Origin of the sequence: Pontimicrobium aquaticum (assembly GCF_005047595.1) — a bacterium.
Classification (GTDB): domain Bacteria; phylum Bacteroidota; class Bacteroidia; order Flavobacteriales; family Flavobacteriaceae; genus Pontimicrobium; species Pontimicrobium aquaticum.
The window spans coordinates 558,754-577,308 of record NZ_SUPL01000002.1; the positions used below are offsets into that span (position 1 = coordinate 558,754).

Genomic DNA, 18,555 nt, shown 5'->3' on the forward strand with positions numbered 1-18,555 from the left:
ACCTACGATGCCAATGGCAACATCAAGAGTTTGACACGTAAGAAGAACTACAACAATGGGAGTAGCAACATGGATGACCTTACTTATGATTATTATACGAGTAAGCCCAACCAATTAAAGCGTATTATAGATGGGGCAGGTGATGCTGCCAATGCGGATGACATCACCACGCATAGCTTTACAGATAATTATGTGTACAATGGCATAGGCCAATTAATAGAGAACAAACATGACCAATTAAAATATTATTACAATGCCAGTGGTTTGGTAACCGAGATAAAGAAAAATAATGTATCTTTGGTTAAGTTCTTTTATAACGATAGGGGACACCGTGTAAAAAAGGAAATTTACACAAGTGGTTCATTGACAAGGAGTGATTATTATGTACGGGACGCAGCTGGGAGTGTTTTAGCGGTCTATGAGAATAGTACACTTAAAGAAAATACCATTTATGGTGCAAGCAGGTTGGGTGTGCATTACAGGTCCGGGGGCACTAATGCTTACCAATTAACAGATCACTTGGGCAATGTACGCGCTGTGGTGGTAAAGAATGGTAGCAGTGCACTGACGGTGACCAATAAGACGGATTATTATCCCTTTGGGATGCCAATGCCTAATCGAAATGTAGAAGGTGGGTACCGTTACAAGTTTCAAGGGCAGGAGAAAGACCCAGAGACTGGTAAGGAAGCTTTTGAGTTAAGGCTGTGGGATAGTAGGATTGGTAGGTGGCAAAGACCCGACCCAATGAGGCAATATCATAGTCCCTATTTAGGAATGGGAAATATTCCTAGTAGTGCATTTGATGGGGATGGAAGTTATGTTTATATTATGGGAAGTAATGGAGAACTGCTTCGTGTTTATAATAAAGTTATGGGAACTGAAATTGGAGCTAGCGCAATAGACTATTTTATAAACAATCCAGACAAGCATGTGATTATTTCAGCAGCATCCACAAAAGGAGCAGGAGGAGTAACTACTTATGTTGGTAATTATTCTAAAAAAACTACTTGGTCAAGTAGTAAAGCTAATTTTAAAATGAATGGATGGGATAAAGCTGATAAAATCAAATACAATAATCATATGAAGAGTTTTGTCGGTACACAATTACAGCCCGGGGATAATTATTTAATTTCTATTGATACACAAAACAACTCGCCACATTTTAATTTAGAAGCTGCTTTTCATGAAATTTATGCACATGCCTATGCAAAAGAAGCTTTAGGAATAAAAAATACAAGAAGTAATCCTGACGCACAACATTTTTATATAGGAGGTTCTGAAAATGGACGATTTGATAATATGCCAACAAATGGCCCTTTAGGACCGCCTTTTACTCAATATCCTATTCAGGAGTTTTATGATTCAGATATGATGTTTTTGGAGCAAGGAGGAGTTTCCATAGGAAATTTTATACCTAATTTAGGAAGAATAAACTCGTTAATATTTGGAACACAGAATGCTGGAAACGCAAAAAAAGTTGAAATTATTGTTGGTCCTTTAGTACAGGGTGCTTATGAAAATTAGAATTTTAATAATATTAACGTTAATAAATTGGTCTTGTAATTTTTCAGAAAAACAACAGGAACATATAAAGGCTGAAAATATAGTAAGTTCAAATAGTAATCATAAGGGAGATCCTATATTCCCAAAATCGAATGACGTTAAAAATTTATTTAATAAGTCAGGCAGTTCCATCCCTTTTTTTCTAATTTATAAAAAAGACACGTGTTTTACATTTGATAATATCTGTTTTTACAGGGTAGACTTAATGCTGAAATCTAAAGAATATTTAAACTCTTCAATATATTTTGGAATTAGAGATGATTCATTATTTGTTGGAGAATTTTATGATTCTAAAATTAATGATGCTCTTTTTTTGCTTTCTATGAATGATTATTCTTATCCTAGAGAAATCAAAAACACTTTTTTATCACCAAGAAGTTTAGATGTCAAAAGTGTTTATGAAGATAAGAAAGAGAAAGTTTTTCAAATTGAAAGTTTTTATGATTTACCACATAGTAAATTACCCAAATTTACTTTTTATGAATTTTATTTAAGTAAAGAAAGAGGGATATTTAGAGTTGATGTTATGGACGAATCTACAAAGGAAATATACTCAACCTCAAATGTTCCGGATTAGTTGGTAATTAATAATTTAAAAGGCTACTGTAAAAAGTGGTTTTTTTTATGCCCTAAAGCGAAGCCACATTTTTCTTAAAGAACTCTTTAAACTTTTTAGAGGTAAGCATTTTGTCAATCATCTTAAAGATAATGGCTCTGTCGTCTTTATCGAGTTCAGAGATAAGGCGTAACTGTTCCTGTGCCTGTTTGTCCTCAATGATTACTTCTTTAGGTAAATCATCATCAAGGTTAATAACCTGGTCAACGGTAATATTATAAAACCCTCACTGCCGCACGATTTTATCGTGTGGTAAATAACAAATGACAGATAATATTTTTAAATTAGTAAAAAGCTATTTTTGTTCTGATTAACTATTAGTATAGAGTAGTTTTTTCTTTTATAATATATAAGATTCTGTAAAGTAAAATAAAAAAATTAGATAAACTACATGGAAGAATAGTGCGGTAGCACATTTCTATTAAGATTTTAAATTTTTGTTTTGTTCTTTAGAGTGATGTTACCCCAAAACACTACTCAGCTTAAACATTGGTAAATACATGGCAATTAAAATTACGCCAACAGCAAAACCTACAAATAGTATAATAATGGGTTCTAAAAGCGTTGCCATTACCTTAGAACGTTGTTGTACTAACGTATTGTATTGCTCATTAAGTTTTTTAAATACAAACTCCGTTTGGTTGGTTTCTTCGGCCACTTTAACCAAGGCTATCATTTTTTCATCAAACAGTTTGTGCTTTGAAAGGGCCTCGCTTAAAGAGTCTCCTACTAAGATGTCTTCTTCAATCTTAATTAAAGCCTTTTCCAATGGGTAAAACGTAATCATTTGCTTTACCAATTGTATGCTGTTAACCAAAGGCACTTTAGAGGCGGTCAGTAAGGCTACAGCTTGAGTAAACTGAGAGAGATAGACGGTTTTAATAAAGCTGCCAACTAAAGGGAGTTTTAAAATGACTCCATCTTTATGTTGTTTATACCATGTTTTATTTTTTAATAAAAGCCTTATAGTTATTAATACAGCAACCATAAGAAGTATAAGCCAACCATAATCTTTTAAAACATTGGAGGCTTTGATAATGATAACCGTAATATATGGGAGTTCTATCTGTTGCTGTTTAAATAAATCCTGAAACATGGGCACTACAAAATTGAGCATAAATACGACTACCAAAGCAGCAGTGGTTAAGATAATTATAGGATAGGTTAGAGCACTTATAAGCTGTCTTTTTTGCTCATTTTTTTTTGCATAGAACTCACCCAATTGTGCTGTTACTTGTGCTAGGGTTCCTGTTTCTTCTCCTATTTTTAATGAATGGTATTCGTAATTACTAAATTGTTTATAGGGCTGTATGGCATCAGAAAGGCTCTTCCCAGAGATAATAGCTTTGGAAATTTGTTCTACAATAGATGCGTTAGCTTTTTTCTTTTGAGAATCTTTAATAAGCTCCAATGCCTTTTTTAAAGTGATACCCGCTTTAAGCAATACACTTAATTCCAAATAAAATTGTTCTTTGATTTTTGGAGAAAAAGGTTTGTTAAAAAGGGAAATTTCTTTTTGTAAAAAGGATTCTTGCTTTGCTTTAGAAAGTTTCTTTGTTGTTGGTGCATTATATGTTTTTTCTAAGTTAAAAGCCATTAGTTCATATATAAGGTGGCGTCATTTTTTTTAAAGACAAATAGCTGTTTATCTAGGTTTTTTTTAGACACGGTTAACATAAGAGCATCGACCAAACCTTTGTTTATACTATCACCATTAAAAAAAAGTGTTTTGACTGATATCTCAATCTTAAATGTATCTAACTCTTTTATGATACTCTTTTTATTAAATGTATAATGCGTACTATCCAACTCGTTTAATAGTGATAACTTTTGTTGTTTTGCATCAAAAGAGATGATTGGATACTTATGGAAGTCCAACCATAAGGATTGTTCTAGTTTATTGAGTTCCATTTGCGAGTTGAAATTAGCCTGTATAGCATACATGTGTCTTTGCACTAATGTCAATACTGAAAAGGCAATGCCAGCAACAATACTGGTTATTATTATAACCACTATCATTTCACTTAGTGTAAAAGCTGCAACCTTATTATTCATGTTCACGAATTAGTTTTTTAATCTGTTTGTTTGTGGCTTTATGTGTTGCTGATAGAGAAACTGTTCGTGTTTCTTCCTTGTCTTTTGTTAATGAGATCTGCCAATTTTTAAAATCATCAAAAAATGGAAGGTCAATTTTATTATTGATGTATTTATATTCGAGCACATTGAGATAAACATTGATGGCTCTTTTGTCATTTTTGATAGTATTGGAGAATAGATTGTTCAAGATCATACTTGCCAATATAAACACGGTAATAATAATGACACTTGCAACAAGCGTCTCCATTAATGTTGCCCCTTTAACCTTTTTTAATACAACCATTTTAATACCTCTTTACTTGAGTTCTCAAAAGTTAACCCAACATATTCTTTGGGTAACCTATCTGCTAAAATTTTGCCATTATAGATATGGTTTTGATATACTGATCCTGATTGTGTAGCTACAAAATTATTGGTATAGACACTTCCATGAACAGCTCCTTTTAGTTCAAGGTTTTCTTTACAATAGATTTCACCTTTTACAATGGCATTTTCACTAATTAATATTTGGGGTTTAAAATTATTTGGAGCTACTTTTCCTAGAAACATGACCAATCCTTTTATCATAGATCCTTTGTCAATAGCTACAGAATTATTTAATTCTGTTGAAGATTCCTGATTTGTAGGTGTTTCCTCATCTTGCAATACAATGGCTGATGGATAACTAAGGAGACAATTTTTTCCTAAGGTTATTTTTTTGGTTGCGAATGCTTGAAATCTTCCATTCACATTATCCTTAATGATGATCTCAGGAGCTATAAGTATAATATCCTTTAAGCTTGAAGAAGGTTTCACAACAATTTTAGTTTTAGAATATACCACAATGTAACCTGTGAGTTCAGTATCATAGAGATCAATTAGCTGATTGCTGTATAGCACTTTTGCTTTATCATTAAAAGAGTTCTGAAGTTTTTGGGATGGGGAGTGTTCTATGAATTCATCTGAGCCGTATATCTTTTCAATGCTAAAAAGTTGTTTTAGGTGGCTCTGGAGTTCATTTGAAATAGGCGGTAAATCATTACTCAATTTTCTATTACCATAAATTAGTTTTGATCCTAAATAAGGCTTACTTGTTATAATTCCAGGTCTAATACCTAAACGTGGCAAGAAAGCTGTGCCTTGAATTTGTGTAGTTCCTGCTACAATTAACGGTTTGTTATTGTCTTTTAAATAGAGTGCATTGCGATCTAAGTTAGAAGGCAAGTTACTACCTAATAAGGCTGTCTTTTCAATCTTTACGTTCTTTAGTTTAGATTTTACACTCACCTTCTCAAACATGCCCCAAAAGTCACGTTTAATCTGAACATTATTGTTGTTAAGGCTCACATTGTAAGGTGTATTTAACATAACTTCATTTTTTAAGGTATAGTCAATTCCTCTTTGGGTATTATATAAGGTCTCCTTTATAATATTAGTATGTAGGCTAAACTGCTTATGCACATGAACTAATACAATAAATAAAGTCAATAATAAAGCAATTACCACGGTTATGAACAGTGTAATTTGTAAGGCTCCTGCTTTTAGTTTTATAATCCTCATTTTTGAATATCAATTCTTTTTTGACGGTTTTTATAACGAACTGTAATTTGTTTTGCATTGCCCTGTATTAAAGATACTTCGTTAATTGTTTGTCCTTTTTTAAACAATAGTTGTTGTCCATTAATGTTTATGATAAATATTTGTTGTTTAGACCCTTGATTAGTTATGATACCTTGATAGCTGATTGGAATCCAATTAAAAGGCACTGATTTTTTTATTTTCGTATTAGCTTTTTTTTCTAATTTTTTAGTTATGGTACCTAAAAAAGGATCTCTTTTGGTTTCTTGTATTGAAAATGAATCTATTTTGACATTAGCTTTAGGGCTAAAAGACACATTTAAATTTTTAGCTTTAGCCTCAGGTATATCAGGATTAAAATTTGACCAAACCTTAAAGCCAATGAGTCCCCATACACCGATGACTATAATCAACAGAACGTATGTCTTTAGCTTATTGTTCAATGGTAAAGGATTGCATTGTATAGGGTGTTCTGTAAGCTGAATTTTCACCTCTAACCCGCCATTGGTATTGATTGGCTTCTAAAGTGATACTGATTTGATTTTGACTAATTAAGGTGTCCTTAACTATTTGAAGAGCCTCGTTAAAAGTTGGTGTTGCTATTTGAATATGATATGAATCTGCACCCTCTATTGTATCCCAGTTAAACGTAAGATTTGTTTGGTTTAAAACAGCCATATCTGTTGGTGCTAAAACAGTTATTGACTTATTTGAAATATTTTCAATCTCCAATAGTTCTTCACAGGAAGTTAAACTGAAAACTATATATACAAATAGAAGCTTTTTCATAAGCATTAAAATTTTAAATAGTCTTTTTCTTCCTCTTTGATGTATTTTGGTGATTTGAATGTTTTATAAGGGCATTTGGCACCTTCATCAACTAAATCTGCAATAATCAATTCGTGTTTACTGCTTTCTTGCCAACAGCATTTAGAAAGCTTATAGTCAAACACCACGCCTTGATTTATAGGGATTACCTCTTGAGTTTCATTAGTGTTTAGTTGGAATCCATACTGATTAAATCCATTTTGTACTAAAAATACAGCATTGGCATCATTGATTTTTTTAGTAATTTCCTCCGAATATGCAATTAAAACATTAGTTACAACACCCAAATTTGAATTTACTTCAAGCATATCTTTGGTATTTATATTGTTATCGCTATTTAATGTTTTTATTAGCCCAACAACATCAGAAATCCTAAAAGAAAAATATTTGGGTTTTACTTCCAGAGAATCTACATAATTGACTTTTAATTTTGATGCTTGAACTGTTTTGGATGCTCTAAATTTTTTGTAGGTATGTTTAGTGAAATCTATAAAGGTCACAGAAAGTCTAAGAGGCTCATCATAAATAGGAAACCCTTTATATATGAAGCTTTTGTTGAGGATGGTGTTCTTGTCAATCCCAATACTACCGAGATCTATCGATTGAGATGATCTGTTTTGAGGATTTTGACTTATGGTTATTGGCTTGCAACCAAATAATAATAGTAGTAAGGAGCTTAAAACAATTTTATAAAAAACCTTCATTTATTATCTTTAAAGATTTGAATACATAAAGGTATGGCTTGTTTTAATGCTTAAAATAAGTGTTTCGCCTCTTTTTTTAATGCATTATGCTTATTTTTTGTAAGCTTTGACATTATTTTTATGTCCAAGAATATAAATACATTTAGTCAACTTGAATTTAGATGATTCTCCCTTAGAACGTAAAAGGATAGATGACAATGAATAAACAAATAAATGTACTAATAGTGGAAGATGAGCCACTAATTATTAACTCATTGCAGAATGTTTTAGAGCATATTAGTGATTCTGATTCGGGCTTTACCTTTAAAATAAGCACTGCCAAAAATTGTGATACCGCGGATTATGAAATAGAAAAAGCCATAAATGGTATTCCTTTAGACTTGATTTTATTAGACATCAGTATTCCAGCGTCTAAGGATAGAGCCTTGTTATCAGGTGAAGATTTAGGCGTGAAAATTAGAGATCTGTTCCCTAAAGCCAAAATAATGGTTTTTACTTCTCACAATAATAATTATAGACTAAATAATATTTTAAAAACTATAAACCCAGATGGCTTTTTAATTAAAAGTGATATAGATTTTATGGATCTCGTCAATGCCACTACTATAGTTTTAAATGGCGATCCTTATTATAGTAATGCTATTTTACGATTGATGAGATTACATGTGGCAAATGAGTTTACTCTTGATGGAACTAATAGAAAGATATTATATCTCTTATCTAAAGGAATAAAAAACAAGGATTTGCCTGGTCTTATCAACTTGTCAAAAGGTGGGATTGAACGTAGAAAACGGGTTTTAAAAGAAATATTTAGTGTTGAAAACAAAGATGATAGCGCGCTTATTAGTGAGGCCGCCAAAAGAGGCTATATATAAATTACAAAGAATGAAAGTATCTGGATATAACTTACAAGAAGTCCTAATGGTTTTAGCAATAATTGGCATATTGCTATTGTTGGCATTACCTAATCTGATGCCTCTTATTAGTAAGGCCAAGAGTATGGAAGCTCAAATACAATTAAAATATATTTATAATTCCCAAACAACCTATAGATATATGTATTCAAAATACTCTATGGATTTTAACGAATTGGATTTTGAAGCTCCCAAAACAGTAGAAGAAAATGGAACTAGTAATTATAGGTATGAAATTTTAAGTGCTTCAAGCAATAGCTTTAAAGTTAAGGCGATTGCTATAACAGATTTTGATGGAGATGGCATTTTTAATGAATGGGAAATAGATGAATCCGGATTGCCTAAACAATTAATAAAAGACTAGAGATGCTACTATTGGCAAAGATTATATTAATTGGGTCTCTAGGAGGGATTTGTTACCAAGATGTAAAAGACAGGAAAGTGTATTGGTTTTTGTTTCCCATAACGGCTTTGAGTGCTGGATTGCTCTTTTGGAATAAAACAATAACAGAATTATTTTTTTTAGCAACCATTATTAATCTAATGTTTGTGTCAAGTCTTCTCTTGATTGTTTTGTTGTATGCCAGATTAAAACTTAAAACCTCTATAAAAAGTGTATTTGGAATGGGTGATCTATTACTGTTTATTGGACTTTCCTTTACCTTTTCGTCCATTTCTTTTATAGTGATTTTCAGTTGTTCCTTGATTTTTTCCTTGCTAATTCATCTATTTTTAAAAAAGGATAACATACTAGTTCCACTAGCTGGGTACATGAGTTTGTTTTTCGGATTAACTTATATAGCTTATTGGTCAGGGGTGATTAATTCTATTTATAGTCTCTAAATATGGATGCCAATAACTCATATGACATCCCAACCTCTTTGTTACAAACAATAAGTAGTGACCAAGCATATCATTATAACATTGTCCCAAAAACGGTTAATAGTGATGTTATAATCTTTAAGGCAGCAAAAGTTTCTGAGGCGTTAAAGCAAGAATTGCAAATAATACTCGGTAAGGAGGTCATCTTAGAAAAAGAGAAACAGGAAGTCATTGACAATTATTTGGCAAAAAACTTCAGAAAAAAACAAGTTGAGTTTCAGGAAGATTTGCATTATAACAATGATTTTTTGGAAACCTTACTATTAACAGCTAAAAATATTGGAAGCAGTGATATTCACTTTGAACCATACGAAGAACGCTGTAGGGTGAGATTGCGTTTAGATGGTAAATTAAAAGAACATTATTTGATTTCTCATGAAGAGTATCCTGTAATGGTTAATAAAATTAAGATCAAGGCAGGATTGGATATTTCGGAAAAGCGTTTACCGCAGGATGGACGTATTACTATAAAAATGTTTCAAAATGAGTTTGATATCCGTGTATCAAGCCTTCCAACATTGTATGGTGAAAAAATTGTACTTCGAATTTTAAACAAGGATACAAGTCAACTGGATTTGGGAGATTTGGGGTTTGCTCCAGAAGAATTACTAATTTATAAAGAGGCTGTTAAAAACCCTAATGGTATTGTGCTCATCTCGGGACCTACAGGTTCAGGTAAAACCACAACACTCTATGCAACTTTAAAATTGTTGAACGATAATAATACAAATATATTAACCATAGAAGATCCCATAGAATATACATTGGAAGGTGTTAATCAGGTACAATTAAAAGAAAATATTGGTCTTGATTTCGCAAGCACTTTGCGCACTTTTTTGAGACAAGATCCCGATATTATCATGGTAGGTGAGATTCGTGATGTTAGTACAGCCAATATGGCAATTAGAGCTGCACTTACTGGACATTTGGTTTTGTCCACAATTCATACCAATTCGGCTTGGGCGACTATTTCCAGACTTATAGACATGGGTGTTCCATCTTTTTTGATTGCAAATACACTTAATGTTAGTGTTGCACAGCGGCTTGTTAGAAAGCTATGTGTTATGTGCAAGAAAGAATCACCTATTACAAAAGCATCGTTACCTGCTCATTTTGACATTCCAAGTCATTTAAAAACACATTTCGAAGCCGTTGGATGTAATGATTGTCATCATACGGGTTACAAGGGTAGAAAAGCGATCTATGAGATTATTCCTATAACAAAAGATCTAGTAATGCATATTAACAACAATGCCCTAGAAATAGATAACTACCTAAAAGAAAACAATATTCAAACACTTAAAAGCAATGCTCTTAACCTGATTTTGGAAGGAACAACTTCCATAGAAGAGGTGTATTCCTTATTGGCTGAGAAATAACCTTATAGGCACAAAAAACAATATGAAAAAATTACTATATATCATAATTTTTATCACTGGGAACTTAATTTTTGGACAGGAAAATCCAGACAGATTAGTACCTATAAAGAGCCAGCTAGAGATACTTGCCAAAGAGCAAGAAGGTTTGAATGAACATTATTCGGCTTCCATGGATGTACATAACATTACCCTGCCAAATTTTCTGAGAGCCATTGCTGAGATTCATAAGTTAAATATCAATATAGCACCTGAGTTGAATAATGTTGGTATAGTTAATAATTTTCAAGAAGTGTCTGTTGAAGACTTACTCGTATTTCTATGTAAAGAATATCGATTGACTATTGATTTTACAGGTAATATCATGTCCTTTAAGCCTTATCTTATTCCACAAAAACCTATTGAAAAAAGAGAGATTCCTGTGTCTTTTAATCCTAAAGACAATATGATTTCCATTGATGCAAAGGAAGATAAGTTGTATGAGGTATTTAGACGGATTATGGATGAGTCTAGTAAAAATTTAGTATTTGCTCAAGGGCTAGAAAATAAACTATTAACATCATATATTATTGAGGCACCTTTTGATGTAGCAATGTATAAATTGGCCTTGGCTAATAATTTATATACAGAAAAAACTAAAGATGGTTTTTGGGTTTTTGAAGATGCCATCCAAAATAATCAGCAGCTATCAGATGCTAATGGTAAGCCTAGAAGGATATTAAATAACCGTAAAGGTGATATTTCCTTTACGGTTTTGGACTTAGAAAAAAAACTATTAAATGTTGATTTTAAAAATAAGCCCATATCAGAAATCATAGAAGATATTGGAACTGAGTTGCATTTGGAAATTTTTACGGCGACCCCTTTGGGTAATGCTGGAAATGTAACTTTAAACGCTAAATCCATAACGTTTGATGAGCTCCTCGTTAAAGTTTTTGAAATGCAAACAACTATTAGCGATGTAAACAATAATCAATCGCAATCAAATAATAGACAACAGAATTCAAATACAGGTAATAATCAACGACTGATATTTAATTTTAAAAAGGAAGGTAATCGTTATTTTTTCGGTACAGAAGACCAATTGAGTATTAAAACGGTACAAGTGGTGCATCTTTTACATCGTTCTATTGAAATGTTATCCGATCCAATGGGAGGCAGTATAAACGCAACTTCATCTAGAGTTTATAATAATTTTCGTGGATCTAATACTAGCTTTAAAAATGGGTTTGGAGGCTCTAATAACCGAAGCAATGATAATAGGCAAAATTCTGGTGGGATTCAGAATAATCTTTTTCAGGGAGATGGAAATAAAGCTTCATTATTAAATATTTTACCCGAAGACATAATCGGTAATCTAGAGATCAAAGTAGATTATGAGTTAAATAGTTTTTATGTCAATGGACCAGCACCTTCTGTGGAACGGTTTAAAAAATTCATAAAAGAAATTGATAAGCCTGTTCCTGTTGTCTTAATTGAGGTAATGATTATTGAAGCTAAAAAAAGTGCAGCTATAGAAACGGGTGTAACGTGGGGATTGGGGAATGAACCGACGACGACCAGTGGTGCTATGTTTCCTGAAGCAGATCTTACATTGGGAGCAAACACGGTAAATAAACTTATAGGGAGCTTTAATAACTTTGGAGGGTTCAATTTAGGAAAAGTAGGTCCTAATTTTTTTGCAACCATTCGAGCTATGGAAACAAATGGAGATTTGAAAGTTAGGTCAACACCTAGGTTGGCAACGTTAAATAGTCATAGAGCTACTTTTTCTAATGGGCAAACCTCTTTTTATGCAGTCACTGAAAGAAATATTTACGGGACAGATAATCCTCAGACTTCAGAAATCACTAATTATCTTCCCATAGATGCAGAGTTAGGACTCACTATTAAGCCCTCTGTGTCTGGAGATGGTCAGGTCTTACTGGATATCTCGGTAATACAGTCCAGCTTTGGATCAAGGGTTGCAGATGACGCCCCACCAGATGTGATCTCAAGAAATTTTAGTTCCATCATTCGTATGCAGGATCAGGATATTGCCATTTTAGGAGGACTTGAAGAGCAGATGAAAAACAATTCTGGTTCAGGTGTGCCGTTTCTTGCTAAAGTACCTTTAATTAAATATTTATTTAGCAAACGTAAACGAACAGCCTCTAAGTCCAAACTCACAATTCTTATTAAACCAACCATCATTAAATAATGCTCGATAGATTTTCGTCATATTTGCTTTACGGTAACCTTTTTTGTGGGATTGAACACACCAATGCTATTGGTATAGATACTCTTTATGTAACCCTTTTAAAAAAGCAAAAAAATAGTGTTGATCTCTTTGACCATTTTCAAGTCAGTAAAATTGATGATTTAACGTCTAAGCTTAAAAAAGGTCAAAATGTTACATTGATTGTTAATACCGATAAGGTTTTAACAAAAAGAATAACGTATTCATCAAAAAAAGAATCAGATTTGGTCTTTCATGCATTTCCCAATATTGACCTAGAAAAATTCTATTATGAAATATTACGTCAAGAAGGTTGTAGTTTCATTTCTATTTGCAGAAAAGATTATGTAGATGACATAATATCAGCATATTCAGGCAACAATATTTTAGTCACTGATTTTTTTCTAGGAAATATGATAGTTTCTAGTGTGTGTGATTTTATTGAGCCCAATAAGTTCTATACATCTAATTCTATCATTCAAAAAAATGGAGTAGCTATTGATAATATTAATATAGAAGTGTCTTCTTATCTTATAGATTATGATGTTAATGGGCTTGTAACCAACAACAATTTTATGCTTTCACTTGTTGGTGCTTTACTTCAAATTTTAAATACATATAAACCATATACCAATACTGTCAACATAAAAGAATCATTACTTCAAAGATTTAAACAGTTGCAGTTTTTTAATGTGTTTTTAAAGACTGGATTAGGAATCGTTTTTATAGCATTGTTAGTTAATTACTTTGTGTTTACTCATTATTTCAATAATGTTAAAGACCTTCAATCTGTGAGTGTTTATAATAAAGAGACAACCCAAAAAATCATTACTTTAAAAAAGGAGGTAGATAGCATTCAAAAACTAACGGAAGATATGCTTCAAATGGAATCCTCAAAGAGTTCATTTTTTATAGACAATATAATTCAAAGGCTTCCAAACTCTATAGTACTCACCGAACTTAATTATCAGCCACTTTTTAAAAACATCAAAGATAACGAACCAATAACTATTGCCAATAACAATATTTTTTTAAGCGGTGTATCCAATAGTAGTAAAACCTTTTCATCTTGGGTGTCTGAGCTAGAGAAATTAATTTGGGTGTCTAGAGTGGAAATCATGGATTATAGTGATATCACAACAACGAATTCAAATTTTAGTATTAAACTATTTAAAAACCCATGAGCCCTAAGTCAAAAAATATAAGTTTAATTATTGGATTCATCTTAGCATTGGTTATTTGCTATAAACTAGGGTTTTCTAAAACAATTACTTTGAAGAAGCAATATAGAGAACTTAAAACACAAGAAGCACTTTTTGAGAATATACCAAAGCAATTGTCACTCTTAAAACAGAAACAAGTATATTATGATTCCATCCTTTTAAAATATCAGTTGGATGGGAATTCCATTCAAAATAGTTTACTCAAGACCATCAATGCTTTTAGTGCAGAAAACCATTTAAAGGTGAATGGATTTCTAGAACCACATGTGTCAACTTTAAATGGGGTGCCTTTAAAAACCTATCAGTTTAGTTTGATTGGGGAATATAATGCTATTATTAAACTCATTCATAAATTGGAGCAACAAACAAAGTTTGGGGAAATTATAAATGTACATTTTGAAAAGAAAAAAAAATATAAGACTGGAAAATTCTATTTAGAAGCTTTTGTGCTACTAAGGAGTTTTGGATAATAATAGTTAAGTAATTTTTTTGTCTTAAACTTCCCATCATTTCTTATCTGTTTAACTAATATAAATCAATATTTTAGATTTACAAAAAGCCACTATTTCTGGCAGCTTTAATAAGTTCACCATCATTTTTATTTTCAACATTAAAAATTTTCCGAAGGTGTCTTTTTCGTCCTTCGATACCTGGTTTTGATAATGGAATAAACTTTGGTAGGTCTTTAGTCCTAGTTCCAATGGATAATTGGTATAAAATATCCCTATCTACTTTGTCCAGAATTAATTTTGAGGACATTTCTTTTCTTATCAATTTTGATATGGTTTTGCAATAATATGGAGGGTATTTTATAACTGTTTTAATAGCATCCATTAACATATCATTTGTCAAATCTGTTTTAACTAAAAAACCATCTGGGTCTACTGTTTTAAAAATGTTATATAATCTATAATTATTGGTATAGGTTGTAGATACTATTATTCTAGTATTTGGGGTTAATTTTCTTATTTTAACACCTAGATCTTCACCCGAAAGTATCTTTTTATCTTTTGAGGGAGGTAATTGAATGTCTAAAAAAATTAAATCATAACCATTTGTTGCTTGTGATTTTAAAATTAGAGAGATAGCCTCATCACAGTCACAAGCACTTTCAATATTAAATTTCAATGCTTCCTCTAATTTGCTCAAGTGTAATAAACCATCTTTATATGCATTGACAATTAGAGGGTGATCATCAATTATTAATACGTTGTTCATTGAATTCATAAATTCTATTTTAAAGGGATTGATATTATTATAGATGTTCCATTTAAAGGCTTTGACATTATGTTGAATGAGCCCCCAAGTTTTCCTATTCTCAAGGCCATATTTTTTAACCCAATTCCCTTGGATTTGTTTTCAGTGTTGAATCCTTTGCCATTATCTTTAATTTTCATTAAAAGCTGCCCTTGTTTTTTAGCAAAAATTACATTTATCATTGATGCATCAGCATGTTTAATCGTGTTTTGTAGTGATTCCTGAATCACCCTAAAGATATTTACTTTATAATCAGTATCTATCATCTCCCAATTTATGTTATCATCATTTTCTATAATTAATTCTATGCCTTCAATGTTACATAATTTTTCTAAATATTGCTTAGCCATAATATAAAAATCAATCTTTGAAGATAAAATTTCATTTTGTAGATCATGAGACACTGCTCTTATCTCTTGTTCAATTTGTTGCATTTCATTTACAAATCCTTGCAATTTCTTTTTAGTTTGTGCATCTCCTTGTAGATCTAAAAAACCTAAACCAACCCTAGTGCCAAACAGCTTACCTAAAATTCCATCATGTAACTCGCTAGATAAACGTTCTCTCTCACTTGACCTACCTTCTTCTAATTTTGATTGTTGCGCTAGCATAAGTTGGTAAATCTCTTGATTTGCTTTTTGTTGGTCTTGTTCAAGCAACATTTGTTTATTTTTTGAACGTTGTATAAAAATAAAATAAATCAGAGATAATATTAATATTAGGATCAAGCCTGAAATACTTGTTAATATTAGTTTATTGCCTAGTAACTTATTTTCTTTAATTACCTCATCGGTTTCATATTGTATTCTTGTAAATTTATTCCTGATTTTACGTTCTTCATGTTGTAAACTGTCACTTAACAACACATATTGTTCTAGATAGTTATCAGCATTTGCTCTGTCTATTTTAGCTAACCAGTGTAATGACTTTAGCCACTCTCTGTTGTTATTAACTTTTTTTGACAATGTTAATGCATCTTTTGTAAACTGGATGGCTTTTGTAGTGTCTTGCATAAAAGCATAATACTCTGATAAATGAATTTTATTAATTATTACTCCAGATATATTATTTATACTATCTCTTATCTTTAAAGCAGTCAAAAAGCTAGTTTCTATTTCTTCTTTCTCCCCTTTTAAAAAACGATTGTACGTTAAATTATCTAATAGCCTTGCATAAAATGCAATATTTTCTTCTTTTAACTCAGTCCTGTTTAAGGGAATGTTGAAGTATTCTATTGCGGCTTCATAGTTTTGAATGTCCTGATACACCAATCCAAGGTTGTTATATACAAACTCTCTATAAACATCACTATCTTCAATTTCATCTAAATACAGAAGGGCTTGAATGAAATATTCTTTAGCCCTATCAAACTCTTTAAGATCTCTTGCAATAAGCCCCAGTTGATTAAAGCACCTATAAAGAGATAAATAATTATTTATTTTTTTGAACCTTTTTATTGCTTGGAATGTTGTAATCTCACTTCCAGTATAATCTTTAAGTTGGCTCTGAACATTAGCCATATTAAAAAGCATTTTTCCAGAAAATTGTTCATGTTTAATGCTTTCAAAATTTATGTGTGCTTTATAATAAAATTTAAAAGATAACTCCCAATTTTCTTTAGTATAATAATAAGATCCAAAATTCCATTGAGCATCAGCAACTCCAAATGTGTCTCTTATTTTTTCTGAAAGTAATAATCCTTCAGTATTTGCTTTAACAAAAATTGAATCTCTTCCAAATCTTTTCGCTTCATAAGCAATTTTAAGAAGATTACGATTTTTTAATGAGTCATAAGAAACCTTATAGTTATACTGATATGCTTTTTTTAATGCTTGATCAACAAAAATTTCATCTCTTGAGTTTTGTTTAATCCCTTTTAAATAAAAGCTTGTACTATCAGCTCCAATAGATTGTATTGATGAAATTGATGAATCTAATTTTTTTTTATTATAAGATATTAAACTAACAACCACTACTAATAGTTTAATAAAGTTTAGAAAGGAATGAAAAAAATATAACACAAGAATAAATTAATATCAAATCTATAAAAAAAGCCTCAGTGTGAAACAGACTAAGGCTTTATTTTTTTATCCATTACCCTTGTCATCATCTGGAGGGTTAGTTCCATCATCGGTAGATTGAACATCTTGAACTCCAGTAGAAGATTTCTTTGGTTCTAACTCGTCAACAGTACATGATAAAAATAGACTCGTACAAAAGATTAGGGTAAGAATGTGTTTTGCGTATCGCATGGCATTTCGTTTTTAGTTTTACATCGGTTTTGTGAGCCAGATGCTAGCTGTAGCTCGAAATGCGCGCATATATGTAATACAAAATAATTATTGTAATTATCTTATATTCAGAAGTAAAGTTTTATTCTTAGAGTAAAACTAGGTAGTCCTTATGTTTTAAAAAACTATTTGTCAGGAGATTTAGTGAACAGTGTGTTTCTGTTAGTGAAACCTCCTTTTTTGAGAGGATTATTAATTTGAGCCTAGAATAGAAAGTTGAGTTAAGGACTTCATTAAAGTATCTATATTATCTTGGTAAGAAGTAGTAAAAGGCACCTGTATATTAACATTTTTAAATGAGAATTTCGATTTTCCGTAATTAACTCTATCAATAAAGTTTTGGTTTATAATATAGCTTTTATGCACCCTTAAAAAGTTAACAGGTAATACATTTTCATAAATCTTTAGTGTTTTTAAAGCACTTATAGTTCTCCCATCAATTAAATGAAAATCAGTGGTATTATTATCGGCTTTTAAAAAAATAATGTCTTCAGTATTTATATATTGATAGTCTTTATACGATTTTAAACATAATTTCTTTTTAGATTTAAGTGAGTACTTTTTTTTTAATCTTAGAGCCGCTTTTCTTATGTCTAAGGGTAAAATAGGTGTTAGTATATAGTCAAAAAAATTATGCTTTAAAGTATCATAGGCCATATCTTTTGACTTTGAGATTGCAATAAAACTAATATCCTCATCGATATAAGATTTTATTTCATTAATAAACTTAAATGGATTGTCACTTATAATATCAATATTTATAAAAATCAATTGCGGCATTTCCTTTAAAATCACTTCCATAGATTCGTGGTAATCTTCAATTTCCCCTATGCAATCGAATTCTATAAAGTCAAGAAGGACGTTATTAATCTCATTAATAGAGCTGACATTAGAATCTATGATAAGGTAATTAATCACGGCATTAGCTTTTAATGCTAAATTAATTACAGTTATTTATTGGTTACTATGCTTTCGGCATTGTATTATTATGGTAATTGCATGGTGTTTTTAAAATATACAAAAGAAAAC

The 18,555-nt window shown here is 31.3% G+C and carries 20 protein-coding genes; 8 read left to right on the forward strand and 12 right to left on the reverse strand.

Features of this window, described 5'->3' with window-relative positions; genetic code table 11:
* Nucleotides 1-1,524 (forward strand): RHS repeat domain-containing protein (locus tag E5167_RS05460; protein ID WP_169301379.1); only part of this gene is annotated, 1,524 nt, incomplete at its 5' end.
* A complete protein-coding gene (locus tag E5167_RS05465) occupies nt 1,514-2,140 on the forward strand; it encodes a hypothetical protein (protein WP_136841818.1) in 627 nt (208 codons plus the stop codon). The genes E5167_RS05460 and E5167_RS05465, both read left to right, overlap by 11 nt.
* Nucleotides 2,141-2,639: 499 nt before the next feature.
* Here the strand turns inward: E5167_RS05465 and E5167_RS05475 are convergent, their stop codons facing one another.
* The 7 genes from E5167_RS05475 to E5167_RS05505 are packed head-to-tail and all read right to left on the reverse strand — an operon-like array spanning nt 2,640 to nt 7,365.
* Nucleotides 2,640-3,776 carry a type II secretion system F family protein gene (locus E5167_RS05475; protein ID WP_136841820.1) on the reverse strand — a complete coding sequence of 379 codons (1,137 nt, stop codon included), beginning with the start codon at nt 3,774-3,776 and terminating at the stop codon, nt 2,640-2,642.
* The gene (locus E5167_RS05480; RefSeq protein ID WP_136841822.1) at nt 3,776-4,234 is read right to left on the reverse strand and encodes a prepilin-type N-terminal cleavage/methylation domain-containing protein; all 459 of its coding nucleotides are present in this window, start codon (nt 4,232-4,234) and stop codon (nt 3,776-3,778) included. Before E5167_RS05480 ends, E5167_RS05475 begins: the two co-directional genes overlap by 1 nt.
* Nucleotides 4,227-4,523, reverse strand: a complete 297-nt coding sequence (locus tag E5167_RS05485; protein WP_239021951.1) for a hypothetical protein — start codon at nt 4,521-4,523, stop codon at nt 4,227-4,229. The genes E5167_RS05480 and E5167_RS05485 overlap by 8 nt, the downstream gene beginning before the upstream one ends.
* A gap of 23 nt (nt 4,524-4,546) precedes the next feature.
* On the reverse strand, nt 4,547-5,815 hold the full coding sequence (locus E5167_RS05490; RefSeq protein WP_136841825.1) for a hypothetical protein: 1,269 nt from the start codon (nt 5,813-5,815) through the stop codon (nt 4,547-4,549).
* A complete protein-coding gene (locus E5167_RS05495) occupies nt 5,812-6,276 on the reverse strand; it encodes a hypothetical protein (RefSeq protein ID WP_136841827.1) in 465 nt (154 codons plus the stop codon). The genes E5167_RS05490 and E5167_RS05495 overlap by 4 nt, the downstream gene beginning before the upstream one ends.
* Complete coding sequence (locus E5167_RS05500; protein WP_136841829.1) at nt 6,266-6,622, reverse strand: hypothetical protein; 357 nt, start codon at nt 6,620-6,622, stop codon at nt 6,266-6,268. The genes E5167_RS05495 and E5167_RS05500 overlap by 11 nt, the downstream gene beginning before the upstream one ends.
* A gap of 5 nt (nt 6,623-6,627) precedes the next feature.
* Nucleotides 6,628-7,365, reverse strand: a complete 738-nt coding sequence (locus E5167_RS05505) for a hypothetical protein (RefSeq protein WP_136841831.1) — start codon at nt 7,363-7,365, stop codon at nt 6,628-6,630.
* Nucleotides 7,366-7,562: 197 nt separating this feature from the next.
* Here E5167_RS05505 and E5167_RS05510 point away from each other — a divergent pair, with 197 nt between their 5' ends.
* Complete coding sequence (locus E5167_RS05510; RefSeq protein ID WP_169301380.1) at nt 7,563-8,240, forward strand: response regulator; 678 nt, start codon at nt 7,563-7,565, stop codon at nt 8,238-8,240.
* 10 nt (nt 8,241-8,250) lie between these two features.
* The gene (locus tag E5167_RS05515) at nt 8,251-8,643 is read left to right on the forward strand and encodes a prepilin-type N-terminal cleavage/methylation domain-containing protein (RefSeq protein ID WP_136841834.1); all 393 of its coding nucleotides are present in this window, start codon (nt 8,251-8,253) and stop codon (nt 8,641-8,643) included.
* A 52-nt stretch (nt 8,644-8,695) separates the two neighbouring features.
* On the opposite strand, the gene E5167_RS15375 is transcribed toward E5167_RS05515, so the two are convergent.
* Nucleotides 8,696-8,953, reverse strand: a complete 258-nt coding sequence (locus tag E5167_RS15375) for a hypothetical protein (RefSeq protein ID WP_169301381.1) — start codon at nt 8,951-8,953, stop codon at nt 8,696-8,698.
* Nucleotides 8,954-9,124: 171 nt separating this feature from the next.
* Between E5167_RS15375 and E5167_RS05525 the strand changes: the two genes are divergently transcribed.
* From E5167_RS05525 to E5167_RS05540, 4 genes are all read left to right on the forward strand, one after another.
* The gene (locus tag E5167_RS05525; protein ID WP_136841838.1) at nt 9,125-10,540 is read left to right on the forward strand and encodes a GspE/PulE family protein; all 1,416 of its coding nucleotides are present in this window, start codon (nt 9,125-9,127) and stop codon (nt 10,538-10,540) included.
* Between the two features lie 145 nt (nt 10,541-10,685).
* A complete protein-coding gene (locus E5167_RS05530) occupies nt 10,686-12,737 on the forward strand; it encodes a type II secretion system protein GspD (protein WP_239021952.1) in 2,052 nt (683 codons plus the stop codon).
* The gene (locus E5167_RS05535) at nt 12,737-13,939 is read left to right on the forward strand and encodes a hypothetical protein (protein ID WP_136841843.1); all 1,203 of its coding nucleotides are present in this window, start codon (nt 12,737-12,739) and stop codon (nt 13,937-13,939) included. The genes E5167_RS05530 and E5167_RS05535 overlap by 1 nt, the downstream gene beginning before the upstream one ends.
* 89 nt (nt 13,940-14,028) lie before the next feature.
* Nucleotides 14,029-14,448, forward strand: coding sequence for a hypothetical protein (locus E5167_RS05540; protein WP_239021953.1), 420 nt, complete (start codon nt 14,029-14,031; stop codon nt 14,446-14,448).
* 79 nt (nt 14,449-14,527) lie between these two features.
* Here E5167_RS05540 and E5167_RS05545 read toward each other — a convergent pair whose 3' ends face one another.
* The 4 genes from E5167_RS05545 to E5167_RS05555 all read right to left on the reverse strand — a co-directional run bounded on the left by E5167_RS05545 (nt 14,528) and on the right by E5167_RS05555 (nt 18,444).
* Nucleotides 14,528-15,205: a response regulator gene (locus tag E5167_RS05545; protein WP_136841845.1), complete on the reverse strand. Its 678-nt coding sequence runs from the start codon at nt 15,203-15,205 to the stop codon at nt 14,528-14,530.
* A 5-nt stretch (nt 15,206-15,210) separates the two neighbouring features.
* A complete protein-coding gene (locus E5167_RS05550; protein WP_136841847.1) occupies nt 15,211-17,208 on the reverse strand; it encodes a tetratricopeptide repeat-containing sensor histidine kinase in 1,998 nt (665 codons plus the stop codon).
* A gap of 114 nt (nt 17,209-17,322) precedes the next feature.
* Nucleotides 17,323-17,487, reverse strand: coding sequence for a hypothetical protein (locus E5167_RS15380; protein ID WP_169301383.1), 165 nt, complete (start codon nt 17,485-17,487; stop codon nt 17,323-17,325).
* A gap of 231 nt (nt 17,488-17,718) precedes the next feature.
* Nucleotides 17,719-18,444 (reverse strand): LytR/AlgR family response regulator transcription factor, encoded by a 726-nt coding sequence (locus tag E5167_RS05555; RefSeq protein ID WP_136841849.1) that lies wholly within the window; start codon nt 18,442-18,444, stop codon nt 17,719-17,721.
* Between the last annotated feature and the right edge of the window lie 111 nt (nt 18,445-18,555).